The organism is Pseudomonas alvandae (genome assembly GCF_019141525.1).
In the GTDB taxonomy this organism is placed as follows: domain Bacteria; phylum Pseudomonadota; class Gammaproteobacteria; order Pseudomonadales; family Pseudomonadaceae; genus Aquipseudomonas; species Aquipseudomonas alvandae.
On the sequence record NZ_CP077080.1, the window covers coordinates 6,283,701 to 6,307,666 of the forward strand.

Sequence of the window (23,966 nt, forward strand, 5' to 3'; positions counted from 1 at the left end):
ATTCCAAGAGACGGGCGCTAACCTGCCATCACCTGTGTTGTTCCCCACGTTCGACGCCGCGAGCCGGTTTGAGCTGACATGACCCGCAATCACGAAATACGCCCCGATCTGGACGAGGGAATCGACCGCAAGGTCCTGAGCCAATTGCGCGCGCGTTTTCTCAAGCTCAACTCCGTACGCATGGAGCGTGCCCTGGAAGGTTTGTCGACCCGCCAGCAAGGCGTGCTGACGCTGCTTCCCCTGTTTTTTCACGTCAACCATCCGCTACTGCCCGGCTACGTCTCGGGGAGCACGCCCGCCGGGTTATCCAATTACGAACCCGACGCCAACGTCCTCGCCGAAGCCCAACGCCTGACCCGGTCGTTTTCCTACAAGCCGCGCCATGGCAGCAACCCACCACGGCCGATCCTTGGCCTGTTCCTGATGGGCAGCCTCGGCACCCTGGCCCAGGCCGACCAGAGCGATATGGACGTGTGGGTGTGCCACGGGCCGGACCTGAGCGACGATGAATTGGCCGAGCTGCGCAAGAAATGCCAGTTGCTGGAAACCTGGGCCGCGACCCAGGGCGCTGAAGCGCACTTTTTTCTCATCGACCCGGCGCGATTCGTCCGGGGCGAACGGGACAATCAGCTCAGCTCCGATGACTGCGGCACCACACAACACTATCTGCTGCTGGACGAGTTCTACCGCACCGCGATCTGGCTGGCCGGGCGTACGCCGATCTGGTGGCTGGTGCCGGTCTACGAAGAAGAAAACTATGAGCAATACACTCATACGCTGATATCCAAGCGTTTCATTCGTGCAGACGAAACCCTGGACTTGGGACACCTGGCCTACATCCCGCCGGGAGAATTCATCGGCGCTGGGCTCTGGCAGTTGTTCAAGGGCATCGAGTCGCCCTACAAGTCCGTGCTCAAGCTCCTGCTCACCGAGGTCTACGCCAGCGAACACCCAACGGTGCGCTGCCTGAGCCTGCGCTTCAAGCAGGCCGTATTTGCCAACCGCCTGGACCTGGACGAACTGGACCCGTACATGGTGGTTTATCGCCGGATCGAGGAATACCTCAACGTCCGTGGCGAACCCGAGCGCCTTGAGCTGATCCGGCGTGCGCTGTACCTCAAGGTCAATCGCAAGCTCACCGGCCCGGTTCGCAGCAGCGGCTGGCAGCGCAACCTGCTGGAACGCCTGGCCCGTGAGTGGGGCTGGGATCAACGTCAACTCGCCCTGCTGGACAGCCGCAGCCAATGGAAGGTGCGCCAGGTCAGCAATGAGCGGCGCGCGCTGGTCGGCGAGCTGACCTACAGCTATCGCTTCCTGACCCAGTTCGCCCGCACCGAAAAGACCGTCAGCCTGATCAACAAGCGCGACCTGAATGTCCTCGGTCGTCGGTTGTACGCGGCCTTCGAGCGCAAGGCCGACAAGGTCGAATTCATCAATCCTGGAATCGCCCCGGACCTGGCCGAAGACACCCTGACCCTGGTCCAGTCGCCGAACAAGAAAGAACCGGGGCAGAACCAGTGGGGCTTGTACAACGGCAGCCTGAACGCCCTGGAATGGGAAAACTTCGCCCCCATCAAGCGCAGCCGCGAATTGCTTGAATTGCTCACCTGGTGCCATCGCAACGGCGTGATCGACAGCAGCACGCGCCTGGCGCTGCACCCCGGCGAAAGCGACCTGAGCGAGTTTGAGCTGTTCAACCTGCTGGGCAGCCTGCAACAGGCCATTGCCCTGCCTCTGACGACAGTCGACGAAGAACAATTACTGCATGCCAGCGTCCCCAGCGAAGTGCTGATCCTGGTGAACGTCGGCGTCGACCCGCTCAAGCATCATCGCGACCTGAACATCCTGATGACCACCGAGCGCACCGATTCCCTGAGCTATGCCGGGGTGCGGGAGAACCTGGTGCTGACCCTCGACCAGGTCACGCTCAATAGCTGGAATGAAGTGCTGGTCACCCGCTTCGACGGCGAGCATGCGTTGCTCGACTGTTTGCGCGATTACCTCAACGATCTGCCGGCGACACGGCACCAGCCACGCTTGCAGGTCCGCTGTTTCTGCCACAACCGCGCGCAGTTCATCGCGCGACGGGTCGAGGAAGTTATCGAGACGGCCCAGACCTTGCTGCTGAGCAGACTCAACTATCGCTACCTGCTTCAGGTCCAGCAGCACTACCACGTGCTGGAATTGGTGCCGGGCCAGGTCAACCACGTGGCGCTCGGCAGCCTGTCGGCGCTGATGGATTATCTGGGCGAAGAATTGACGGCCTATAGCCCGCTGCACTTGGACGCGATGGCGCTGGAAGATCACGACGTAGCGCTGATCCTGCCCATGGGCCAGCCCGAGTGCATCCAGGTGTTCTACCGGGTCTATGAAGAAGAAGCCGAGCTGTACGTGCTCGATGAGTTCAATGCGTTGTGGCAGCAACGCTTGCCATTCCACGATGAACAAAGCCTGCTGGTGCCGCTGCAGCGATTCCTGCAATCGGTACTTTACCGCCGCGATGCCTTGTTACCGATGGACGGGGCGCAGCCCCTGCCCTTGGAAACTCTCTATTACCAACTCTTGCCTTCTGGCAGCGGACGGGCCCGGCGTGTCGAATCACGGCAATCGCCGCAAACGCCGGTCAACAAGTCGTTCTATGACGTACAGGCGATCATCGGCAAAGCCGCGCACGGCCAGGTGCACGTCACCCTCTATTGCGATCAGCGCGAATTTTCGGAGCTGGAACATGGCGACCAATTGTTCCGCGTGGTCGCCAGGGAAATTGTCGGCCAGCGCCGCGAGGCCGAGCGCTATCGCTGCTACATCACCGACCTGGACCTCTCGGGCCTGGTGGGTGACAGCGCTTGCTCAAGCAATTTATTCCTGCGCTACAAGGCGGACCTGGAACGCGCGCTGAACGAGGCGCTGAACCAGGTCTGAGACGGGGTCAGAACGTGCAGTCGCCGCCATTGACCGGCTGCGACTCGACTTCCAGCAAGGTCAGTTTCAGCGTCTTGCCGCCCGGGGCCGGCCAGTCGATGTGCTGCCCGACCTTCAAGCCCAGCAAGGCGCTGCCCACTGGCGCAAGAATCGAAATCCGCCCCTCGTCCGCATTGGCGTCCTGTGGATACACCAACGTCAGGTGATAATCCTTGCCGCTGCTTTCCTCGCGGCAGTGCACCCGCGAATTCATGGTCACGACATCGGCAGGCACTTCATCGTGCCCCACCAGGGTTTCGGCGCGATCCAGTTCGGTTTGCAAGGCGACCACGCCTGGCAGCGTTTCATCCAGGCTGTCGATCAAGCGCTCCAGACGCTGTACGTCCAGGCGAGTCAGGGTGATGGAAGGTGCGGTCATGGTCCAGGCAGACTCCTTTCTTCTGCACGAAAAAAGCAAAACCCCGCCACATAAAGACGGGGTTTTCACGCGCCTCGATGGGGTGAGGCGTTGCTGGACACTACCACAGCTCAAAAAATATACAACCCAGGCAAGATTTGCCTTGCCCATGGACAACACCGGCCCCTGTGGCGAGGGAGCTTGCTCCCGCTGGGACGGTCCGACGCCTCGGGCGAAGCGACCAAAAAACTGCGACTGCTGCGCAGCCGAGCGGGAGCAAGCTCCCTCGTCACAAAGCGCTCATCCATCCGTGAGTGGCTACTTCAGGGATCGGCGCTTGAGCGCCTCGGCACAAATCACCCGCCGACGCTCATCGTCGGCCGAGCGCCATTCGCGGATATCCTCCACATGCCGGAAACAGCCGAGGCAGACCTTGTGCTCATTGAGCTTGCACACGCTGGTGCACGGCGACGGCACGGCCGGGCTGACATTGCTGTAGAGCGGCTTGGGCGGCCGCGCCGGGACGGTCTGGCTCACGAAATCACAAGCCTTCGAAATCGAATTCGACGCCGGCCTGTTGCTTGACGATTCGTTCGAGCATCTCGCCCAGTTGCTCTTCACTCTTGTCGCACATCCAGCGTTCGCTTTCCTCGTCGTAGTCGAAGTGGAAGCCGCCGGACACCGCCGCCAGCCACAACTGTCGCAACGGTTCCTGGCGGCTGAAAATCAGCTGGGTACCGTTTTCGAACTTGACCGTCAGCACGCCGGCGGACATTTCAAGGTCGATGTCCAGGTCGCTTTCTTCGAAGATATCCTCCAGCGTTTGCTGGGTCGCATCGACCAGATCGTGGAAACGGGCTTCGGACAAACTCATTGCGGCAACCTCAAAAATGTCTGATCGGGCTCAAGCGCCGCAAGATACGGACGCGCCCGGCTGAATGCAAAGGATAACGACCAAGGGCCCGTGGGTGCTGAACATTGTTCACCAAATGGGCGCCGCTGGAGCCCAAGGCCCGCCGGACGGGCGCCCCGTTGCATAGGCAAGCTGTCGGGTGGCCGGTATACTCCGGCGCAATTAACGCATTTTCAAGGATTTCGCCATGAAGCGCCTGATCTCTTCCCTTGCTGCGCTCGTCGCGGTTGCCTGCCTTGTGACAGCCTGTGGTCAAAAAGGTCCGCTGTACCTGCCTGATGACAGCAAGTCTCCCGAAGAACAAGCAGAGCAGGCCAAGTCGTCGCAATCCAAATCCCACACGCACGACACCCAGACCACCTACTAAGGGAACGCCATGGACGCTTTTAACTACCGTGGCGGGGAGCTGTTCGCGGAAGGGGTCGCCCTGTCTGCGATCGCCGAACGTTTCGGCACGCCGACCTACGTCTATTCCCGTGCCCACATCGAAGCCCAGTACCGCACGTTCGCCGATGCCCTCGACGGCATGCCGCACCTGGTGTGCTTCGCTGTAAAAGCCAACTCGAACCTGGGCGTGCTCAACGTCCTGGCACGCCTGGGCGCCGGCTTCGACATCGTGTCCGGTGGCGAGCTGGAGCGTGTGCTGGCCGCTGGCGGCAGCGCTGACAAGATCGTGTTCTCCGGCGTTGGCAAGACCCGCGAAGACATGCGTCGCGCCCTGGAAGTCGGCGTGCACTGCTTCAATATCGAATCCACCGATGAGCTGGAACGCCTGCAAGTCGTCGCCGCCGAACTGGGCGTTCGTGCGCCGGTTTCCCTGCGCGTGAACCCGGACGTCGACGCCGGCACCCATCCGTACATTTCCACCGGCCTGAAGGAAAACAAGTTCGGCATCGCCATTGCCGACGCCGAGGACGTGTACGTGCGCGCCGCCCAACTGCCGAACCTGGAAGTGCTGGGCGTCGATTGCCACATCGGCTCGCAACTGACCACCCTCGAACCCTTCATCGACGCCCTCGACCGCCTGCTGGCACTGGTCGATCGCCTCGGCGACTGCGGCATCTACCTGCGCCATATCGACCTGGGTGGTGGTGTCGGCGTGCGCTATCGCGATGAAGAGCCGCCGCTGGTGGCCGACTACATCAAGACCGTGCGCGAACGCCTCGACGGCCGCGACCTGGCGTTGATGTTCGAGCCGGGCCGCTACATCGTCGCCAACGCCGGCGTGCTGCTGACCCAGGTCGAGTACCTCAAGCACACCGAACACAAGGATTTCGCCATCGTCGATGCGGCCATGAACGACCTGATCCGCCCGGCGCTGTACCAGGCCTGGATGGACGTCACCGCCGTGCGCCCACGTGACAGCGAAGCCCGCAGCTACGACATCGTCGGGCCGATCTGCGAAACCGGTGACTTCCTCGCCAAGGGTCGTGAGCTCGCGCTGGAAGAAGGCGATCTGCTGGCCGTGCATTCGGCGGGTGCCTACGGGTTTGTCATGAGTTCCAACTACAACACCCGTGGCCGCTGCGCCGAGGTGCTGGTGGACGGTGATCAGGCATTCGAAGTACGCCGCCGCGAGACGGTAGCCGAGCTGTTTGCCGGCGAAAGCCTGCTGCCGGAGTAATACCATGCTGCTGCGTTTTACCAAGATGCACGGCCTGGGCAATGACTTCATGGTCCTCGACCTGGTCAGCCAGCACGCGCACATCCTGCCCAAGCACGCCAAGCAATGGGGTGATCGGCACACCGGTATCGGTTTCGACCAGTTGCTGATCGTCGAGGCGCCCAACAACCCGGACGTGGATTTCCGCTACCGGATCTTCAACGCCGACGGTTCGGAAGTGGAACAGTGCGGTAACGGCGCGCGCTGCTTCGCCCGCTTCGTGCTGGACAAGCGCCTGACCGCCAAGCGGCAGATTCGCGTCGAGACCAAGAGCGGCATCATCGAACTCGATGTGCGCAGCGACGGCCAGATCGGCGTCAACATGGGTGCTCCACGCCTGGTGCCGGCGGACATTCCGTTCCAGGCAGAGGCCCAGGCCCTGAACTACACCGTTGATGTCGACGGCACGCCAGTGGAACTGGCGGCGGTGTCCATGGGCAATCCCCATGCGGTGCTGCGCGTGGACGACATCAACAGCGCACCGGTACACGCACTGGGGCCGAAGATCGAAAACCACCCGCGCTTTCCGGCGCGGGTAAACGTGGGTTTCCTGCAGGTCATCGACCGCCACCGCGCCCAACTGCGCGTCTGGGAACGCGGCGCCGGGGAAACCCAGGCCTGCGGCACCGGCGCCTGCGCTGCGGCCGTCGCTGCGATCAGCCAAGGGTGGATGGATTCGCCCCTGTTGATCGACCTGCCCGGCGGGCGCCTGTCCATCGAGTGGGCAGGCCCTGGCGAACCGGTCATGATGACCGGCCCGGCCGTACGCGTATACGAAGGACAAGTTCGTCTTTGAGTGAGCCAAACCCATGACCGACAAGCCAAAGGTTCCAGCCCCGCAATCCGACGAAACCCCGAGCCTTCCAGACTCAGCGGCGGTGACCGCGTACCTGGAGGCGCATCCGGACTTCTTCGTCGAGCATGAAGACCTGCTTGCCACGATGCGGATCCCCCACCGGCGCGGCGATACCGTGTCGCTGGTCGAGCACCAGATGAAGATCCTGCGTGAGCGCAACATCGAGATGCGCCATCGCCTTTCGCACCTGATGGACGTCGCCCGGGACAACGATCGGCTCTTCGACAAGACCCGGCGGCTGATTCTTGCACTGATGGATGCCAGCACCCTGGAAGACGTGGTGATGAGCGTCGAGGACAGCCTGCGCCAGGATTTCCAGGTGCCCTTCGTCAGCCTGATCCTGTTTGGCGACAACGCCATGCCGGTGGGCCGCTGGGTCACCCACGCCGACGCGCAGACAGCCATCGGCGGCCTGCTCACGGAGAACAAAAGTGTCAGCGGCAGCCTGCGCGAGCACGAGCTGGACTTCCTGTTTGGCGAGGAGCAGCGCAAGCAGATCGGTTCCACTGCAGTCGTGGCCATCGCCCACCAGGGCGTCCACGGCGTATTGGCCATCGCCAGCCGCGATCCGCAGCACTACAAGAGCTCGGTGGGCACGTTGTTCCTGAGCTACATCGCCGAAGTCACCGGTCGGGTGCTGCCACGGGTCGCCGGTTCGCTGCGCTCGGTACGCTGACGATGGAACGGCAGTTGGACGCCTACTGCGAACACCTGCGCAGTGAGCGCCAGGTGTCGCCTCACACCTTGTCGGCCTACCGCCGTGACCTGGAAAAAGTGCTCGGCTGGTGCCAGAAGCAGAACATCGACACCTGGTCGAGCCTCGACATCCAGCGCCTGCGCAGCCTCGTCGCCCGCCTGCACCAGCAGGGGCAATCCTCCCGCAGCCTGGCGCGACTTTTGTCGGCGGTGCGGGGCCTGTATCACTACCTGAACCGCGAAGGCCTGTGCGATCACGACCCGGCCACCGGCCTGGCACCGCCCAAAGGCGAACGCCGCCTGCCAAAGACCCTCGACACCGACCGCGCCCTGCAATTGCTGGACGGCGCCGTCGAGGATGACTTCATGGCGCGACGGGACCAGGCGATCCTCGAACTCTTCTACTCCTCCGGCTTGCGGCTTTCCGAGCTGACGGGGCTGAACCTGGATCAACTGGACTTGGCCGACGGCATGGTCCAGGTGCTCGGCAAGGGCAGCAAGACCCGACTGTTGCCTATCGGCCGCAAAGCCCGCGAAGCCTTGGAATTGTGGTTGCCGCTGCGAGCACTGGCCAATCCGGTCGATGACGCGGTGTTCATCAGCCAGCAGGGCCGACGCCTGGGCCCGCGGACCATCCAACTGCGGGTCAAGGCCACCGGCGAACGTGAGCTGGGGCAGAACCTGCACCCGCACATGCTCAGGCATTCCTTCGCCAGCCATCTGCTGGAATCCTCCCAGGACCTGCGCGCCGTCCAGGAGCTGCTCGGCCACTCGGACATCAAGACCACCCAGATCTATACCCACCTGGATTTCCAGCACCTGGCGACGGTCTATGACAGTGCCCACCCCAGGGCCAAACGCATCAAGGGCGACGAATCATGACCATCGAGCTCATCACTTTCGACCTGGACGACACGCTGTGGGACACCGCGCCGGTGATCGCCAGCGCCGAAGCCGTCCTACGCCAATGGCTGACCGACAACGCGCCTGACCTGGGCGATTTCCCGGTGGAGCGCCTGTGGGCGATCCGCGCGCAAGTGCTCAGCGAAGAACCGAACCTCAAGCACCGCATTAGTGCACTGCGCCGACGCGTGCTGTTCCGGGCGCTGCAAGACGCCGGTTATGACCAGTGGCGAGCCTCGGAGTTGGCAGACCAGGGATTCGAGGCATTCCTCCATGCCCGGCATCAACTGGAGGTCTTTCCCGACGTCGAGCCGACCCTGGAAATCCTCGCCAACCAGTTCGCCCTTGGCGTCGTCACCAACGGCAATGCCGATGTGCGTCGCCTCGGACTGGCCGACTACTTCAAGTTTGCCTTGTGCGCCGAAGACATCGGCGTCGCCAAGCCTGACGCCCGGCTGTTCCACGAAGCCTTGCAACGCGGCGGTGCAACGGCGCAAACCGCCGTGCACATCGGCGATCACCCGGGCGACGATATCGCCGGCGCCCAACAGGCCGGCCTGCGCGCGGTGTGGTTCAACCCGACGGGCAAGGCCTGGGACGCCGATCACGCCCCCGACGCAGAGATCCGCAGCCTGACCGAACTGCCGGGGTTGTTGGCAGCGTGGCATAGCCAGCGCTGAACCCTGCCCTGTAGCCACAGCCTTCTGTGGGAGCGAGCTTGCTCGCGATGACGGCGGCACATACAACATCAACTCCCAACAGACCCACCGCTATCGCGAGCAAGCTCGCTCCCACAGAGACTGCGCCTGGTCTGGGAACAGAATCGCACCCATGAAAAAGCCCGCAGCGACGGCGGGCTTTTTCAGCAAGCAAGGGCAGATACTCAGATAGGGCGGCTGCCGTACTTGTTGTCAGGCTTCTTGGGCGGATCAGCGACCACGTTGGCCTCCACTTCCTGCACCTTTCCGCCCCGGGCCAGGAATTCCTCCATGGCCTTGGCGAGCGCATCACGCTCCTTGTTCTTGGCCTCTACGCTCGGCAACTCGTCGACCGATACCGCTGCCTTGGCCTTGCCTTTGGCAGTCGGGACCGGAACATCGGCACCGTCGTCGTCAGCGACGTCTTCAGCCGCCGCTTCCAGGCCTTCTTCGGCCTCGTCTTCATCACCTACTTCGAGGTCGTCGTTTTCCAGATCATCGTCGCTCATGTTCTACCTCATGACTTGCGAAAAGCAGATTAGTTATAGCCCAGCTTCGCCATCTGTCGAAGGCTGCCAGAAAAAATTCAAGATCCGCCGGCAATCAGCGGTCATGCCCCTTCACCGTGCAAGGTGGCGAGGACTTTACGAGCACCGCCATGATCACGGTGTTCGCCCAAATAGACACCTTGCCAGGTACCCAATGCCAACCGCCCCGCCGTTACCGGAAGGCTGAGTTGACACCCCAGCACACTGGCCTTGAAGTGCGCCGGGAGGTCGTCCAGGCCTTCGTCGTTGTGCTCATAGTCGGCGGTTCCTTGTGGGATCAGCCGATTGAAAAATCGTTCGAAGTCTCGACGTACCGCCGGATCGGCGTTCTCGTTGATGGTCAACGAGGCCGAGGTATGCTGCAGCCACAGATGCAACAGACCGACACGACAGGCCTTGAGTTCAGGCAAGCCGGCGAGCAACTCGTCTGTCACCAGATGAAAGCCCCGGGGCCTTGCCCGCAGGGTTATCAACGTCTGCTGCCACATACAGATCTCCGCACGTTCGGCGCGCATTCTAGCGCGCTCTGGGAAAAAACAAAGGGCCTAATATTCTTGCCCCCATGTAAGCCTTTGGCGGTAGAAAAACCCATGTCGCATACACAACAAAAGGCGTCGGAAAAACCAGCACGCCCTGTGAGCAATGACAAATTCCAGACAAAAAAATGCCCGGCGAACCGGGCATTTTTTTTATGCGCTGCTTACAGGTTGTAACCGCGCTCGTTGTGCTGGGCCAGGTCCAGGCCCACGGCTTCTTCTTCCTCGGAGACGCGCAGACCCATGACGGCGTCCAGTACCTTGAGGATGATGAAGGTGACGATCGCGGTGTAGACCACGGTGAACGCCACACCCTTGAATTGAATCCACACTTGCGCGCCGATATCGGTCACGGTGCCGAAGCCGCCCAGGGCCGGTGCGGCGAACACGCCGGTCAGGATCGCGCCGAGGATACCGCCGATGCCATGCACGCCGAAGGCGTCCAGGGAGTCGTCATAGCCGAGTTTGCGCTTGAGGGTGGTGGCGCAGAAGAAGCACACCACACCGGCCGCCAGGCCGATAACCAGGGCGCCCATCGGGCCCACTGTGCCAGCAGCGGGAGTGATGGCGACCAGGCCGGCCACGACACCCGAGGCGATACCCAGTGCGCTTGGCTTGCCATGGGTGATCCACTCGGCAAACATCCAGCCCAGCGCCGCCGCGGCGGTAGCGATCTGGGTGACCAGCATCGCCATGCCGGCGGTGCCGTTGGCGGCAACGGCGGAACCGGCGTTGAAGCCGAACCAGCCGACCCACAGCATGGCCGCGCCCATCAGGGTGTAACCCAGGTTATGCGGCGCCATTGGCGTGGTCGGGAAGCCCTTGCGCTTGCCCAACACCAGGCACGCCACCAGGCCTGCGATACCGGCGTTGATGTGCACCACGGTGCCGCCAGCGAAGTCCAGCACACCCCAGTCCCACAGCAGGCCGCCGTTACCGGACCAGACCATGTGCGCAATCGGCGCATACACAAGGGTGAACCACACGCCCATGAAGATCAGCATGGCGGAGAACTTCATCCGCTCGGCAAACGCGCCGACGATCAGGGCCGGAGTGATGATGGCGAAGGTCATCTGGAAGGTGATGAACACCGCCTCAGGGAACAGCGCCGCCGGGCCGGTCAAGCTCGCTGGCGTGACGCCGGCCAGGAAAGCTTTGCCCAGGCCACCGATGAAGGAATTGAAGTTGACGACGCCCTGCTCCATGCCGGTGGTGTCGAACGCGATGCTGTAGCCATAGATGACCCACAGGACGCTGATCAGACCGGTAATGGCAAAGCACTGCATCATCACGGAAAGAAGGTTTTTCGACCGGACCATGCCACCGTAGAACAGGGCGAGGCCGGGAATGGTCATGAACAGTACAAGAATCGTGGCCGTCAGCATCCAGGCGGTGTCGCCGGAGTTCAGGACGGGGGCTGCCGCTTCTTCTGCCATGGCCAGGCCAGGCATTGCGAAGGACAACAGGGCTCCTAGCCCTGCGAATTTACGCAGAGTCATATTGTTTTCTCCTGGGGCGTTGGGTTTGGCGGCTTAGATGGCGTCGGTATCGGTTTCGCCGGTACGGATGCGGATAGCCTGTTCCAGATTGACCACAAAGATCTTCCCGTCACCGATCTTGCCGGTGTTGGCGGCCTTGGTGATTGCCTCGATCACCCGGTCAAGATCCTTGTCGTCAATGGCGACGTCGATCTTCACCTTGGGCAGGAAATCGACCACGTATTCCGCGCCGCGATACAGCTCGGTGTGACCTTTCTGCCGACCGAAGCCTTTGACCTCAGTAACGGTAATGCCCTGCACGCCGATCTCGGACAACGACTCGCGCACGTCGTCCAACTTGAACGGCTTGATGATGGCAGTGACTAGCTTCATGAAACTTTCTCCCGAATTGGTGGACTTGCCCCAGGAAAACAAACCCGACTCAAGTCTAAGCGCAGTGCCTGGCTTTGTAACGCGTCGTCGGCCCAAGTTGCCCGACAGGTGCCAGTTAACCGATCCTGACGAAACTCCCCGTTTCGCCTGCTGCACTGCATTCGTCACAGCGACTGCATCAGTGCATGGGTCATCAGCCTCTAAGCAGAAACCTTGCCATCTGTGCCCAACCCTCCTGATTTCAACCCCTTACCCGTTGCATGCGGCGGTGTCGGGCCACGAAGCGCAACGATACGCACAACAACGGTGCGACAGCGCCCGGCCCCGTGCGCGAAAAGCGTGCATCCCTGCCTGGCGAATTGACTATAGACACTGCGTGATACACTGCCCGCCATTGTTTTCCAGGACACCCTGCCATGCTTGCGCCCAAAGACCTCCTCGACGCCCTGAGCGGCCATGCCTCCCGCCTGTTGAGTGGCGACACGCCGCTGCCCAAAAGCGAAATCGAAAGCCAGTTCAAGGCCTTGCTGCAAAGCGGCTTCAGCAAGCTGGACTTGGTCAGTCGGGAGGAATTCGACAGCCAGATGGTCGTGCTGGCCCGGACTCGGGCCAGGTTGGAAAGCCTGGAGGCAAAAGTAGCCGAGCTGGAAGAGCGACTGGCCTCGACCTCGCCATAAGCGACCTCAGCCTTGGGCAACCTTTCGCGATTGCCCGGGGGCCGGCGTGATCGGCAGTTCCAAGATAAAAAGCGCCCCCTGGCCCTCCCCCGCGCTGCGCACGGTCAGGTCGCCGCCCATCTCATGGGCGGCCAGGATGCAGCTATGCAGGCCAAAACCATGACCATCGGCACGCGTGGTGAAGCCATGCTCGAACACCCGGGCAAGGTTGTCCTCGGTAATGCCTTCGCCATTGTCCTCCACCTCGATTCGCACACGGGCGTCGTCAACCGCCTTCAGGCGTAACGTGATGTGCGGCGACCGATCCGTGACCGGGACAAGCGCCTGCTTGGCGTTGTTTATCAGGTTGACCAGGATCTGCAAGACCTTGTGCTTGTCCAGCGGCATCATCGGCACATCGTCAAGTTCCTGGACCAGCGTCACCTTGTGCCGCACCAGGGACACCCCGCTGATGCGCACCACATCCTCCACCAGTTCACGCAGCATGCCCGGTTCCAGCACGCTGGAATTACCGGCGTAGGACTGCTGGGTGGCGACGATTTCCTTGATGTGGTCGATCCGGCGGGTCAACTGCGCCAGCTCGGCGATCATGCCCTGTTGCTCGATTGCCAGCGCGTCGGCCAGCTTGTCGAGATAATCGGGTAGCGCGCGCCCCTTCGGGTCGCTGCTGATGAAGTCACCGAGGTCATCGGGATGCTCCTTCATCAGCTGGACGACTTTGGCCACCGATGGCCCCTTGGACGTATGCACCTTCTCGTACAGGACCTGGGCTGACACATTCACGCTATTGAGCACGTTGCCCACGTTGTGCAGCACATTGGTGGCAATTTCCGCCATGCCGGCCCGGCGCGCCGTCGTGACCAGTTCGGCCTGCGCCTCGCGCAACTCGTCGTTGACCCTGGCCAATTGCTGCGGGCTGGGGATCTTCAGGGCTGCCGGTACCAGCCGGACCAGCAGGATCGCGGTAATCACCGAGGCAATCGCGGTGATCACCTTGACCAGCGCCGACAGCCAGTAATAGGGCTGCCAGATGGTCAGGATCTCCATCACGTGGCTGGTCCCGCAGGCCAGGATAAACACTCCAAAGGCCGCCAGCATCCAATCAAACGGTACGTCCTTGCGCTTGTGGATAAAGTACAGGAGGGTGAAGGGGATGGTGACGTAGGACAGGGTGATCAAACCGTCGGCGATCACATTGGTCCACAGCAGGTCAGGCCGCCACATGTAGCAATGCCCGTGGGGCATGAAGCGCTTGTCGGTCAACAACGCCAACAGATCGTCCATGGGTCACATCCTCTCTGTGCGTTGATCCCGCCCGGTGCCGATCAGACAAAATCCAGCTTAGCAGAGGCCTCGCCCGGGCCACGTTCATCCTGAGATGGCGCCGGCGCCTCGGTAATATCCTGCGAAGATTTCCCCTTCCAATTGCAGCTCCCGCGCTGCTTTCGCCGACTAATCTTCAAGAGCCGCAGGACGCGGCACCCTATTCGTCTCAAGGACCGCTTCATGTCGCTCGCCATTGTCCACAGCCGCGCCCAGGTGGGGGTGGAGGCTCCCGCCGTTACCGTTGAAGTTCATCTGGCCAATGGCTTGCCGTCACTGACGATGGTCGGTCTGCCAGAGGCAGCAGTGAAGGAAAGCAAGGACCGGGTGCGCAGCGCGATCATCAATTCGGGACTCAATTTCCCGGCACGACGCATCACCCTCAACCTCGCGCCGGCAGACCTGCCCAAGGACGGCGGGCGGTTCGACCTGGCGATTGCCCTTGGCATCCTGTCCGCCAGCGTGCAGGTGCCAACGCTGATGCTGGACGACGTCGAGTGCCTCGGTGAGCTGGCGTTGTCCGGCGCCGTGCGACCGGTACGCGGCGTTCTGCCGGCAGCACTGGCGGCACGCGCGGCCGGGCGGATGCTGGTGGTGCCGCGAGCGAATGCCGAGGAGGCCTGCCTGGCCTCGGGGTTGAAAGTGATCGCCGTGGATCATCTGCTCGAAGCGGTGGCGCATTTCAACGGCCACACACCCGTCGAGCCCTTTGTTTCCAACGGGCTGCTCTCGGCCAGCAGGCCGTACCCCGATCTCAGCGAAGTCCAAGGGCAGGCAGGTGCCAAGCGCGCGCTACTGATCGCCGCAGCGGGCGCTCATAACCTGTTGTTCAGCGGCCCACCGGGCACCGGCAAGACTCTGCTGGCGAGCCGTTTGCCAGGGCTGTTGCCGCCACTGGCCGAAAGCGAGGCCCTGGAGGTCGCAGCCATCCAGTCGGTGGCCAGCTGCGTGCCGTTGAGCCATTGGCCGCAACGTCCGTTTCGCCAGCCGCATCACTCGGCTTCCGGCCCTGCGCTGGTAGGCGGCGGATCCAAGCCACAACCGGGGGAAATCACCCTCGCCCACCATGGTGTCCTGTTCCTGGATGAGCTGCCGGAGTTCGACCGCAAGGTGCTAGAAGTGCTGAGGGAACCATTGGAGTCCGGTCACATTGTGATTTCCCGAGCCCGCGACCGCGTGCGCTTCCCGGCGCGCTTCCAACTGGTCGCGGCAATGAATCCCTGTCCCTGTGGATACCTCGGCGAGCCCAGTGGCCGTTGCTCCTGCACGCCCGACATGGTGCAGCGTTACCGCAATAAACTGTCCGGCCCCTTGCTTGATCGCATCGACCTGCACCTGACCGTTGCACGGGAGGCCACGGCGCTGAATCCGAAAGGCGAACCCGGTGGCGACACGGCCACCGCGGCCGAGCGGGTGGCCGAAGCCCGGGAGCGCCAGCAAATACGTCAAGGTTGCGCCAATGCATTCCTGGACCTGCCGGGCTTGCGCCAGCATTGCAAACTCTCCACCGCCGACGAAGCCTGGCTGGAAACCGCCTGCGAACGACTGACCCTGTCGTTGCGAGCCGCTCATCGCCTGCTCAAGGTCGCCCGGACCCTGGCCGACCTTGAGCATGTGCAGCGGATCAGCCGGGAACACCTGGCCGAAGCGCTGCAGTATCGGCCGACCACGGCCTGAAACAGCTTATGGTTTGCTCAGGTCCACCAACGGCGCATCCCGCACTTCGGTTTTGCGATCGCCCTGGATGTCGTCGATGCGCTTGAGGGCCTTGTCCACCGCCGCCTTGTCCGCCAACAGGCTGTAGTGGATCTGGAACTGCTTGCGCTCTTTCGGGGCGATGGTCGGCACCAGCCCCAGCGGGCGCTGGTAGTGGCGGTTGTAGGAAAAGCTGGTGCCCGGCTCAAGCCCGGTCACGTAGCCCTGGCCTTGGGTATCGGTATTTTTCCACAGGGAAAACACCGGGAGCGTGGCCGTGTTGAAGCCCACCGAGACGCCAAGGCTGCCGGCCTTGTTGTGCAGCACCGTCAACGTGTCGCCCTTGGCATCGCCGTAAGGCACGACGTTGTAGACGGTTTCGTCGTAATCCTTGGTGGGGGCTCGATAGGTCGTCCAATCTTTCAGGTCGCCCTTGGCCTTGTCGTTGAACGGCGAGACCTGCTTGACCGGCGCTGCGAAACGCGCGCCCTGTTCCAGGAAGGGCGTGCTGAAATTGCTGTGGTAGAGCGCCTGGTATTCCTTCGGGTAATCGCCGTTGTTGGTCAGCGTGTCGTTGAGCGCGAAGGTCACGCTGCCAGGCTCGGTGACCAGTTCGGTCTGGACCGAGAAATCGACTTTCTTGAACGCCTGCTCCTTCAACTCGCCTCGCAGGGTGATGGCGTAGGGCGGTTTTTCATCGATGTGCAGGGTGACCTTATTGGCTGGAATATTGGCAGCTCGACCATGCAGGGTCAGCAGCTCGCCGTTGTCCATGCCCGGATGGCCAACCCATTCGTAGCCACAGCGCGTGACGAGTTCATTGAAACCTTCCAGCCAGCCCAGGCCGCCGCGGCCGTTGAGTTCGATGAAGGCTGGATTGACCACTTCCTTGACTGGCGAATCCCAACCCATGCGCACATTGCCGACAGAAGCCTGCAGCACGTTCATGCCTCGGGTCGGAACGACCGAGAGCTTCAGGGCGCCGTTGTCGATGTCGACGATGCTGACGCCTTCCTGCCGACCGCCGTGCAGGGTGCGCATCGTCACGGAGAACGGCTTGCCGGTTTTCACGCCTAGCTGTTCGCTGGTGATTTTCCAGGGCTGGGCAGCTTTATCGGTGTCCAACAGGACGTAATCCCAAGCCAGGGCATGGGAGGCAGCGCCCAGGGCGCCAAGGGTAACGAGGAGTTTGAACGGAGTCATGGACGTGACCTTTTATTGGAGTTGTGCGGTTTTTATAGACTTGAAGAAACGTTTCAGCAAGCTTAAAAACAGCAATTTCCTTAAAAAGTAAAGTTCACACGAATGGAGCTTCTGTGGGAGCGGGCATGCTCGCGAAGGCGGTGGGTCAGTGGGCAGGGATGTGGCTGGAAAGCCGCTTTCGCGAGCAAGCCCGCTCCCACACTAATTCCGGGGCGGCCGCCAGAAGATGTTCGCCGCAAACTCCCTCGTGGGAGCGGGCTTGCTCGCGAAAGCGGTGGGTCAGCGAGTAGAGAAGTGGCTGGAACGCCACCTTCGCGAGCAGGCTCCCCCACACTGATCTCAGGGGAGCTTGCTCGCGCTGGTTGCAGAGGCTTCAGCGGAACCGATCAACCTCTTTGCGCAGGTCCTGCGCCAGTGTTTCCAGTTCCTTGGCGGTGATCGCCAGGTTCGAAACCACTTCCCGCTGCTCGCTGTTGGCCATGGCAATGCTTTGCAGGTTGCTGCTGAGCAACGTCGCGGTGCTGCTCTGCTCCTGGGTGGCGGTGGTGATCGCCGCGAATTGCTGGCCGGCGGAGCGGCTTTGCTCATCGATACGCGCCAAGGCCGAGGCGACGTTGGCGTTGCGCGACAGGCCTTCCTGCATCAACAGGTTGCCCTGCTCCATGGTGCTGATGGCGTTGCCGGTTTCCTGCTGGATGCTCTGGATCATCCCTGAAATTTCATCGGTCGCCTGCCGAGTGCGGGAGGCCAGGCTGCGCACTTCATCGGCCACCACGGCGAAACCACGGCCCTGCTCACCCGCGCGGGCGGCTTCAATGGCGGCGTTCAGGGCCAGCAGGTTGGTTTGCTCGGCGATGGAAGTAATGACGCCAACGATGCCGCCGATTTCCTGGGAACGCTGGCCCAGGGTGTTGATGACCGTGGCCGTGCTGTTCAACGCGCCAGCGATCTGCTCCAGCGACGATGAAGCCTCGTCCATCGACGTGCGACCGATCTTGGTTTGCTGGGCGTTTTCCTGGGCCAGGCGCTGGGTATTGCCCATGTTGTCGGCAATGTTCAGGGACGTGGCGCTGAACTCTTCAACTGCACCCGCCATGCTGGTGATTTCGCCGGACTGCTGCTCCATCCCCTCATACGCGCCACTGGACAAGCCCGACAGCGCCTGGGCACGGCTATTGACCTCCTGAGAGGCTTTGCGGATGTGCTCCACCATAGTCGACAAGGCCTGGCTCATCTGGTTGAAGGCACGGGCCAGTTGGCCGATTTCATCATGGCTCGACACGTTCAGGCGCACGCTCAAGTCGCCGGCGCCCAGCGCTTCGGCCTGGCGCACCAGATCCCCGAGCGGCGCCAATTTGCTTCGCAACAACCACATCGCCGAGCCGACCGCCAACAACATCGCCAGCAGGCTGCCAATTGCCAGTTGCGTGCCGACGCTCCAGGTCACGGCACGAATCTCGGCTTTCGGCATGCTCGCCACGACCGCCCACGGCCCACCTTCAAACGGCACGGCAACGCTGTAGAAATCTTCTGCGGTGTCTTCCCAGAACGCACCTTTGCCTGGTTTCTTGACCAAGTCGGTGATGGTCGCGGTGGCCTTGTCCAGCGCCTGCACGCCCGCTGGCGGCACCAGCCATTTGTTTTGCTCGTCCAGCAACGCCAAGGAGCCGGTCTGGCCGATACGGAAGCGCTTGAGGTTTTCGAACTGGGCGTTCTGCGCATCGGTGTAGTCGAAGCCTACGTACAACACGGCGATGATCTTGCCGCCGCTGTCGCGCACAGGCGTGTACTGGGACATGTAGTAGCGTCCGAACAGCAAGGCACGGCCGATGTAGCTCTGGCCCGCCATGACCGGGCCATAAGCCGGGCCGGCGCGGTCAAGCACGGTGCCGATCGCGCGCGTGCCGTCCTGCTTGGTCAACGAGGTGCTGACGCGGATGAAGTCGTCGCCGCTGCGCACGAACACCGTGGCCACCCCGGCGGTCATCGTCTTGAAGTCGTCCACTTCCTTGAAGTTGTTGTTCAACACTTCGCCGCCCAGGCTCAAGCCCGGCGTCTGCACGCCCGCCACCGTCACCGGTTGGTCCGCATGCACGCTCAAGCCCGCGCTGAAGCGCTTTTCGAACAGACCGGCCAACCGCTGGGTGCTTTCGCGCAAGGTGCTGTGGAACGTGTTGAGCTGGTCGGCCATCAGGCGCGCTTCGCTGGCCAGATGCTCTTCACGGGTGGACAGGTTGGCAGTGTCCAACGAACGCAAGGCGAAGACGGTACTGCCGGAAATCACGACCGCCAATATCACGGCTAGGGCAAGGCCAAGCTGTGAGGCGATTCGGGCACGGGGATGAGACATGACGGCTCCTGGCCGAGAGACCGGATCGTCCTGATCACGTCGCACGCTCGGCATCTTATTCGTTAAGGTATGAATTGGCCCTTTCTGAACGAAGGTTCTATGTCCACGGATTCGGCAGCAAACCCTAATACTTGAGCGATCCGGAAGGATAAATGCCAAACAACCGGCGCCAAAGCTTCAACGATTCAGCCCAGGCGCTCCACGTCGGGTAGCTGCATGGCCTTGACCTCGCCCTGGAGAAAATCGCTGAGCCGACGCAAGCGCTCACCGCCCGACCGGGTTTTCGGCCAGACCAGATAGTAGTGCTCGCCGCTCGCGACCGCCGTCGGCCATGGCAGGCTCAAGCGGCCCTGGGCGACGTCTTCGGCCACCATCAACAGGTCGCCCATGGACACGCCATAACCACGGGCCGCCGCGATCATGCCCAGCTCCAACGTGTCGAAGACCTGGCCGCCCTTGAGCGAGACCTTGTCGGCCAGGCCCATGCGCTGCAACCAATTGCGCCAGTCCCGACGATCCGGCGTGGGGTGCAGCAGCTCCGCACTGGCCAGACGCGCCACGTCCCAAGGCTGATCGTTCAACAGGTTCGGTGCGCCCACCGGGATCAATTCCTCGGGGAACAACAAACTGGCCTCCCAATCCCCAGGGAAATGCCCGTTACCCAGCAGTACCGCGCAATCGAAGGGTTCGGTGTTGAAATCCACCGAGTCGATGTCCATCCAGGCACTGGTCAATTGCACCTCGTTGCCAGGCTGCAGATGCCGGAAACGACTCAACCGTGCCAGCAACCAGCGCATGGTCAGGGTCGATGGCGCCTTCATGCGCAAGATGCCGTCATCACCGTGCAACGTATGGCAAGCCCGCTCAAGGGCCATGAAGCCTTCCCGCACGCCCGGCAGCAACAGGCGCGCCGCTTCGGTCAACTGCAGGTTGCGGCCGCTGCGCTGGAACAGCCGGCAGGCAAAATGATCTTCGAGCGTGCGGATGTGTCGGCTCACCGCACTCTGGGTAATCGACAGCTCTTCGGCAGCCCGGGTAAACGAGCTGTATCGCGCCGCCGCTTCGAATGCCCGCAATGCATAAAGAGGAGGAAGACGACGAGACATTGGGAAAGCTCCTATAGCGATTTTTGAACCCTATCAGAAGATCGTTCCAGCATGAGTTTTAATCATGCCAGCAATCGGATTTATCCTTTTGTGCAATCCACGGCGAGCGCCGAGAATCAACGCTTTACTGCCTTGTTGAACATGGAGCGTGATGATCATGCAGCATCCAGCGCGTACCGAACTCTGGGCCATCCTGCGGCTGGCGGGGCCGTTGATAGCTTCGCAGTTGGCGCACATGCTGATGGTCCTCACCGACACCGTGATGATGGCGCGCCTGAGCCCTGAAGCCCTCGCCGGTGGGGGACTCGGGGCGGCGACTTATTCATTCGTCTCGATTTTCTGCATCGGCGTGATCGCGGCGGTGGGCACCCTGGTCGCGATCCGCCAGGGCGCGGGCGACATCGAAGGCGCCACTCGGCTGACCCAGGCCGGTTTGTGGTTGGCCTGGCTGATGGCGCTGATGGCGGGCCTGCTGTTATGGAACCTCAAGCCGGTGCTGTTGATGTTCGGCCAGACCGAAACCAATGTGTTGTCCGCTGGACAGTTCCTGCTGGCGCTGCCGTTCGCCCTGCCCGGCTACCTCAGTTTCATGGCCCTGCGCGGTTTCACCAGCGCCATTGGCAGGGCCACGCCGGTCATGGTGATCAGCCTCGGCGGCACGGTGGCCAACTTCCTGCTCAATTACGCACTCATTACCGGCATGTTCGGCTTGCCGAAACTCGGCTTGATGGGGATCGGCCTGGTGACGGCCATCGTCGCCAACAGCATGGCCCTGGCGCTGGCGTGGCACATCCACCGGCACCCGGCCTACCGGGCCTATCCATTGCTCGCTGGCCTGTCACGGCCCAATCGCCAGTACCTCAAGGAATTGTGGCGCCTCGGCCTGCCGATTGGCGGCACCTACGCGGTGGAAGTCGGGCTGTTCGCCTTCGCCGCCCTCTGCATGGGCACCATGGGCAGCACGCCACTGGCGGCCCATCAGATCGCGCTGCAAATCGTCTCGGTGGCGTTCATGGTGCCGGCGGGCATGTCGTACGCCATCACCATGCGCATCGGCCAGCACTACGGCGCCGGCCAACTGCCAATGGCGCGACTGGCCGGGCGAGTCGGGATTGGCTTCGGCGCGGCGGCGATGCTGGCGTTCGCCATGGTGTTCTGGTTGTTGCCTCACCAACTGATCGGCTTGTTCCTGGACCATAACGACCCGGCGTTCCGCGAAGTGATCAACCTGGCAGTGAGCCTGCTGGCCGTGGCGGCCTGGTTCGAACTGTTCGACGGCACGCAAACCATTGCCATGGGTTGTATCCGCGGATTGAAAGACGCCAAGACTACGTTCCTGGTGGGGCTGGGTTGCTATTGGCTAATTGGCGCGCCAGCCGCGTGGTGGATGGCGTTCCATTTGCACTGGGGGCCAACTGGCGTCTGGTGGGGCCTGGCCCTCGGGCTGGCCTGCGCGGCGGTGAGCCTGACGCTGGCGTTCGAATGGAAGATGAAGCGGATGATTCGCCGTGAGCCGGGGCAGCCCGGTTTCGAAGCCATCCCGGCCAAATGAAACCATCCCCTGTGGGAGCGAGCTTGCTCGCGATGGCGATAGTTCAGTCACATCGATTTTGACTGACACACCGCTATCGCGAGCAAGCTCGCTCCCACAAGGGAAAGGAGTCAGACCACGATTTCGTGCGTGGACTGCTGATCCCCCCCGAACGTCAGGTATTCCACCAACTCCCCCAGCGGCAACGGCTTGCTGATCAGGAACCCCTGCACCTGATCGCAACCGAAGCCACGCAGCAGGTCCAGTTGTTCAGCGGTTTCCACACCTTCGGCGACCACTTCCAGGTTGAGGTTATGGGCCAGGTTGATCATCGCGTGCACCAGTTTGCGGTTCTCTTCGCGCTGCTCCATGCCGCCGACGAAGCTCTTGTCGATCTTGAGCAAGGCGATCGGCAGGCTGTTGAGGTGTACGAACGATGAGAACCCGGTGCCGAAGTCGTCCAGGGAAAACCGTACCCCCAGGCGCCCCAGCGCATCCATGGTCTGCTTGACCAGTTCGCTGCGGCGCATGACGGCGGTTTCGGTGAGTTCGAACTCCAGCCATTGGGCCTCGACGCCCCGCTCGGCGATCAAGCGGCTCAGGGTCGGCAGCAGCTGGCTGTCCTGGAACTGCCGGAATGACAGGTTGATCGCCATGTGCAGCGGCGCCAGCCCGCGTTCGCGCAGATCCTGCATGTCCCGCAGTGCCCGGGAAATCACCCAGTAACCCAACGGCACGATCAAGCCGCTCTGCTCGGCCAGCGGCACGAATTCACTCGGTGGCAGCAGGCCACGCTCGCCGTGACGCCAGCGCACCAGCGCTTCGAGGCCGACGATATGGCCGCCATCAAGGTTCAACCGGGGCTGGTAGTGCAACTCCAGTTCATCGCGACGCAGCGCCCGGCGCAGTTCGCTTTCCAAGTCGGCGAGGCTGCGGGCATTGCGATTGATGCGTTCATTGAAGATATGAAACGTGCAGCCTTGTGTGCTCTTGGCTTGCTGCATGGCGATGTGGGCGTGCCACATCAAGGGATCGGCACCGGCCTGGGCGCGGGCATGGGCGATACCCAGGCTGCAACCGATCAACAGGCTTTCGCCATCCACCCAGTAGGGTTCGGCCATGGCCTCGGTGATGCGTTCGGCCATCCACTCCGCGCGCTGCGGCGCACGGCGGGTGTCGATCAGCAGGGCGAACTCGTCGCTGCCCAGCCGCGCCAGTTGATCACCGGCCTCAAGCGAGCCCTTGAGCCGCGAGACCACTTGCAGGATCAGCCGATCACCGGCCTGATGCCCCAACGCGTCGTTGGCGTGACGGAAGTTATCGAGGTCCAGGTGACCAAGCGCCAGGCCACGACCTTCGTTTTCAGCCAGGCGCGCCGCCAGCAGGGTCTGGAAGCCCTGACGGTTGGCGATGCCGGTCAGCGGGTCCTGTTCGGCGAGTCGTTGCAGGGTATTTTCCAGCACCCCCCGCTCGCGCACATGGCGCAGGCAACGGCGCAACGTCGCCTCGTCAAGAACATCACGCACCAACCAGTCGCTGACACCGTCCGGAGAAATCGAAGGCTCATGCTCCAGCAACAGGACCGTCGGCAGACGACAGCGACCGGGCGCCGGCTGCAGGGACGCAACAGTCAGCAGCACCGCGTTGCGGTTGTCTTCGAACAGGCTGCTGACCGATTCCCAGCTCGGAGCACTGATCAACACGACCGAGGCCCCCATGGGCGCCAGGCACTCGCGCAATATCGCAGACCACTCAGGCGTTTCGGCCAACAACAGCAAACGCAAGGGTTCGACAGGCGTAGACAAGCTGACTCCCTAGACTCTGCAAGGTGGTAGGCGCGGGGCATTATGACTCGCCGAAGGGCAATCACCAATGCCAATGGTTCTCAAACACCCGCTTTTGAGCGTTTATTCATCCAAAAACGAACGTTAGACCTAAATTCTGTCCGCATCCTGAGGGAAAGTGACAAAAGCGGCAAATGGAGATGATGGACAGCGTCACAAGTCGGACAGGGCAGCACAATTCTCAGAGCCTGTTAAAATGCCGGCCCATTTCGCAAACGACTCCCTGACTCTGTC

The 23,966-nt window shown here is 62.2% G+C and carries 23 protein-coding genes; 10 read left to right on the top strand and 13 right to left on the bottom strand.

Going from position 1 to position 23,966, the window contains the following annotated elements:
* Positions 1–78 precede the first annotated feature (78 nt).
* On the top strand, positions 79–2,922 hold the full coding sequence (locus tag KSS97_RS28195) for a class I adenylate cyclase (protein WP_217860613.1): 2,844 nt from the start codon (positions 79–81) through the stop codon (positions 2,920–2,922).
* A gap of 7 nt (positions 2,923–2,929) precedes the next feature.
* Here KSS97_RS28195 and rnk read toward each other — a convergent pair whose 3' ends face one another.
* The 3 genes from rnk to cyaY all read right to left on the bottom strand — a co-directional run bounded on the left by rnk (position 2,930) and on the right by cyaY (position 4,193).
* Positions 2,930–3,340: a nucleoside diphosphate kinase regulator gene (gene rnk, locus KSS97_RS28200; RefSeq protein ID WP_217860614.1), complete on the bottom strand. Its 411-nt coding sequence runs from the start codon at positions 3,338–3,340 to the stop codon at positions 2,930–2,932.
* Between the two features lie 297 nt (positions 3,341–3,637).
* Positions 3,638–3,856 carry a DUF1289 domain-containing protein gene (locus KSS97_RS28205; protein WP_198797536.1) on the bottom strand — a complete coding sequence of 73 codons (219 nt, stop codon included), beginning with the start codon at positions 3,854–3,856 and terminating at the stop codon, positions 3,638–3,640.
* A gap of 4 nt (positions 3,857–3,860) precedes the next feature.
* Complete coding sequence (gene cyaY / locus KSS97_RS28210; protein ID WP_217860615.1) at positions 3,861–4,193, bottom strand: iron donor protein CyaY; 333 nt, start codon at positions 4,191–4,193, stop codon at positions 3,861–3,863.
* 226 nt (positions 4,194–4,419) lie between these two features.
* Between cyaY and lptM the strand changes: the two genes are divergently transcribed.
* From lptM to KSS97_RS28240, 6 genes are read left to right on the top strand one after another with little or no spacing between them, the layout of a single operon-like run.
* On the top strand, positions 4,420–4,599 hold the full coding sequence (gene lptM / locus KSS97_RS28215) for an LPS translocon maturation chaperone LptM (RefSeq protein ID WP_030138174.1): 180 nt from the start codon (positions 4,420–4,422) through the stop codon (positions 4,597–4,599).
* Positions 4,600–4,608: 9 nt separating this feature from the next.
* A complete protein-coding gene (lysA, locus tag KSS97_RS28220) occupies positions 4,609–5,856 on the top strand; it encodes a diaminopimelate decarboxylase (RefSeq protein ID WP_030138175.1) in 1,248 nt (415 codons plus the stop codon).
* Between the two features lie 4 nt (positions 5,857–5,860).
* Positions 5,861–6,691 (top strand): diaminopimelate epimerase, encoded by an 831-nt coding sequence (gene dapF, locus KSS97_RS28225; protein WP_217860616.1) that lies wholly within the window; start codon positions 5,861–5,863, stop codon positions 6,689–6,691.
* A gap of 13 nt (positions 6,692–6,704) precedes the next feature.
* A complete protein-coding gene (locus KSS97_RS28230; RefSeq protein WP_217860617.1) occupies positions 6,705–7,427 on the top strand; it encodes a DUF484 family protein in 723 nt (240 codons plus the stop codon).
* 2 nt (positions 7,428–7,429) lie between these two features.
* On the top strand, positions 7,430–8,329 hold the full coding sequence (gene xerC, locus KSS97_RS28235; RefSeq protein WP_217860618.1) for a tyrosine recombinase XerC: 900 nt from the start codon (positions 7,430–7,432) through the stop codon (positions 8,327–8,329).
* Positions 8,326–9,030 (top strand): HAD family hydrolase, encoded by a 705-nt coding sequence (locus tag KSS97_RS28240; protein ID WP_198797538.1) that lies wholly within the window; start codon positions 8,326–8,328, stop codon positions 9,028–9,030. The genes xerC and KSS97_RS28240 overlap by 4 nt, the downstream gene beginning before the upstream one ends.
* Before the next feature lie 203 nt (positions 9,031–9,233).
* On the opposite strand, the gene sutA is transcribed toward KSS97_RS28240, so the two are convergent.
* From sutA to glnK, 4 genes are all read right to left on the bottom strand, one after another.
* Entirely contained in the window at positions 9,234–9,557 is a 324-nt protein-coding gene (gene sutA, locus KSS97_RS28245) for a dormancy-specific transcriptional regulator SutA (protein WP_007941277.1), read from the bottom strand.
* Positions 9,558–9,658: 101 nt separating this feature from the next.
* Positions 9,659–10,084 (bottom strand): secondary thiamine-phosphate synthase enzyme YjbQ, encoded by a 426-nt coding sequence (locus KSS97_RS28250; RefSeq protein ID WP_030138180.1) that lies wholly within the window; start codon positions 10,082–10,084, stop codon positions 9,659–9,661.
* A gap of 212 nt (positions 10,085–10,296) precedes the next feature.
* On the bottom strand, positions 10,297–11,631 hold the full coding sequence (locus KSS97_RS28255; protein WP_030138181.1) for an ammonium transporter: 1,335 nt from the start codon (positions 11,629–11,631) through the stop codon (positions 10,297–10,299).
* 33 nt (positions 11,632–11,664) lie between these two features.
* The gene (gene glnK / locus KSS97_RS28260) at positions 11,665–12,003 is read right to left on the bottom strand and encodes a P-II family nitrogen regulator (RefSeq protein ID WP_002555808.1); all 339 of its coding nucleotides are present in this window, start codon (positions 12,001–12,003) and stop codon (positions 11,665–11,667) included.
* A 416-nt stretch (positions 12,004–12,419) separates the two neighbouring features.
* Between glnK and KSS97_RS28265 the strand changes: the two genes are divergently transcribed.
* Positions 12,420–12,680, top strand: coding sequence for an accessory factor UbiK family protein (locus KSS97_RS28265; protein WP_030138193.1), 261 nt, complete (start codon positions 12,420–12,422; stop codon positions 12,678–12,680).
* Between the two features lie 6 nt (positions 12,681–12,686).
* Here the strand turns inward: KSS97_RS28265 and KSS97_RS28270 are convergent, their stop codons facing one another.
* Positions 12,687–13,964: a sensor histidine kinase gene (locus tag KSS97_RS28270; protein ID WP_198797539.1), complete on the bottom strand. Its 1,278-nt coding sequence runs from the start codon at positions 13,962–13,964 to the stop codon at positions 12,687–12,689.
* A gap of 222 nt (positions 13,965–14,186) precedes the next feature.
* On the opposite strand from KSS97_RS28270, the gene KSS97_RS28275 reads away from it, so the two are divergent.
* A complete protein-coding gene (locus KSS97_RS28275; RefSeq protein ID WP_198797540.1) occupies positions 14,187–15,680 on the top strand; it encodes a YifB family Mg chelatase-like AAA ATPase in 1,494 nt (497 codons plus the stop codon).
* Between the two features lie 6 nt (positions 15,681–15,686).
* Here KSS97_RS28275 and KSS97_RS28280 read toward each other — a convergent pair whose 3' ends face one another.
* From KSS97_RS28280 to KSS97_RS28565, 4 genes are all read right to left on the bottom strand, one after another.
* Positions 15,687–16,901, bottom strand: coding sequence for an aldose 1-epimerase family protein (locus KSS97_RS28280; protein ID WP_198797541.1), 1,215 nt, complete (start codon positions 16,899–16,901; stop codon positions 15,687–15,689).
* Between the two features lie 373 nt (positions 16,902–17,274).
* Positions 17,275–19,251, bottom strand: a complete 1,977-nt coding sequence (locus KSS97_RS28285) for a methyl-accepting chemotaxis protein (RefSeq protein ID WP_217860619.1) — start codon at positions 19,249–19,251, stop codon at positions 17,275–17,277.
* A gap of 185 nt (positions 19,252–19,436) precedes the next feature.
* A complete protein-coding gene (locus KSS97_RS28290) occupies positions 19,437–20,357 on the bottom strand; it encodes a LysR substrate-binding domain-containing protein (protein ID WP_030138186.1) in 921 nt (306 codons plus the stop codon).
* Positions 20,358–20,390: 33 nt separating this feature from the next.
* Positions 20,391–20,516 carry a hypothetical protein gene (locus KSS97_RS28565; RefSeq protein WP_258648517.1) on the bottom strand — a complete coding sequence of 42 codons (126 nt, stop codon included), beginning with the start codon at positions 20,514–20,516 and terminating at the stop codon, positions 20,391–20,393.
* Here KSS97_RS28565 and KSS97_RS28295 point away from each other — a divergent pair.
* Positions 20,515–21,909 carry a NorM family multidrug efflux MATE transporter gene (locus KSS97_RS28295; protein ID WP_033864411.1) on the top strand — a complete coding sequence of 465 codons (1,395 nt, stop codon included), beginning with the start codon at positions 20,515–20,517 and terminating at the stop codon, positions 21,907–21,909. The two genes, KSS97_RS28565 and KSS97_RS28295, sit on opposite strands and share 2 nt — an antisense overlap.
* Before the next feature lie 110 nt (positions 21,910–22,019).
* Here the strand turns inward: KSS97_RS28295 and KSS97_RS28300 are convergent, their stop codons facing one another.
* Positions 22,020–23,693, bottom strand: a complete 1,674-nt coding sequence (locus tag KSS97_RS28300; protein ID WP_030138188.1) for a putative bifunctional diguanylate cyclase/phosphodiesterase — start codon at positions 23,691–23,693, stop codon at positions 22,020–22,022.
* Positions 23,694–23,966 lie beyond the last annotated feature (273 nt).

Bases quoted from the DNA above. Each gene is read 5' to 3' on its own strand.
- KSS97_RS28195 (WP_217860613.1), top strand. From the start codon at position 79: ATGACCCGCAATCACGAAATACGCCCCGATCTGGACGAGGGAATCGAC.
- rnk (WP_217860614.1), bottom strand. From the start codon at position 3,340: ATGACCGCACCTTCCATCACCCTGACTCGCCTGGACGTACAGCGTCTG.
- cyaY (WP_217860615.1), bottom strand. From the start codon at position 4,193: ATGAGTTTGTCCGAAGCCCGTTTCCACGATCTGGTCGATGCGACCCAG.
- lptM (WP_030138174.1), top strand. From the start codon at position 4,420: ATGAAGCGCCTGATCTCTTCCCTTGCTGCGCTCGTCGCGGTTGCCTGC.
- lysA (WP_030138175.1), top strand. From the start codon at position 4,609: ATGGACGCTTTTAACTACCGTGGCGGGGAGCTGTTCGCGGAAGGGGTC.
- dapF (WP_217860616.1), top strand. From the start codon at position 5,861: ATGCTGCTGCGTTTTACCAAGATGCACGGCCTGGGCAATGACTTCATG.
- KSS97_RS28230 (WP_217860617.1), top strand. From the start codon at position 6,705: ATGACCGACAAGCCAAAGGTTCCAGCCCCGCAATCCGACGAAACCCCG.
- xerC (WP_217860618.1), top strand. From the start codon at position 7,430: ATGGAACGGCAGTTGGACGCCTACTGCGAACACCTGCGCAGTGAGCGC.
- KSS97_RS28240 (WP_198797538.1), top strand. From the start codon at position 8,326: ATGACCATCGAGCTCATCACTTTCGACCTGGACGACACGCTGTGGGAC.
- sutA (WP_007941277.1), bottom strand. From the start codon at position 9,557: ATGAGCGACGATGATCTGGAAAACGACGACCTCGAAGTAGGTGATGAA.
- KSS97_RS28250 (WP_030138180.1), bottom strand. From the start codon at position 10,084: ATGTGGCAGCAGACGTTGATAACCCTGCGGGCAAGGCCCCGGGGCTTT.
- KSS97_RS28255 (WP_030138181.1), bottom strand. From the start codon at position 11,631: ATGACTCTGCGTAAATTCGCAGGGCTAGGAGCCCTGTTGTCCTTCGCA.
- glnK (WP_002555808.1), bottom strand. From the start codon at position 12,003: ATGAAGCTAGTCACTGCCATCATCAAGCCGTTCAAGTTGGACGACGTG.
- KSS97_RS28265 (WP_030138193.1), top strand. From the start codon at position 12,420: ATGCTTGCGCCCAAAGACCTCCTCGACGCCCTGAGCGGCCATGCCTCC.
- KSS97_RS28270 (WP_198797539.1), bottom strand. From the start codon at position 13,964: ATGGACGATCTGTTGGCGTTGTTGACCGACAAGCGCTTCATGCCCCAC.
- KSS97_RS28275 (WP_198797540.1), top strand. From the start codon at position 14,187: ATGTCGCTCGCCATTGTCCACAGCCGCGCCCAGGTGGGGGTGGAGGCT.
- KSS97_RS28280 (WP_198797541.1), bottom strand. From the start codon at position 16,901: ATGACTCCGTTCAAACTCCTCGTTACCCTTGGCGCCCTGGGCGCTGCC.
- KSS97_RS28285 (WP_217860619.1), bottom strand. From the start codon at position 19,251: ATGTCTCATCCCCGTGCCCGAATCGCCTCACAGCTTGGCCTTGCCCTA.
- KSS97_RS28290 (WP_030138186.1), bottom strand. From the start codon at position 20,357: ATGTCTCGTCGTCTTCCTCCTCTTTATGCATTGCGGGCATTCGAAGCG.
- KSS97_RS28295 (WP_033864411.1), top strand. From the start codon at position 20,515: ATGCAGCATCCAGCGCGTACCGAACTCTGGGCCATCCTGCGGCTGGCG.
- KSS97_RS28565 (WP_258648517.1), bottom strand. From the start codon at position 20,516: ATGATCATCACGCTCCATGTTCAACAAGGCAGTAAAGCGTTGATTCTC.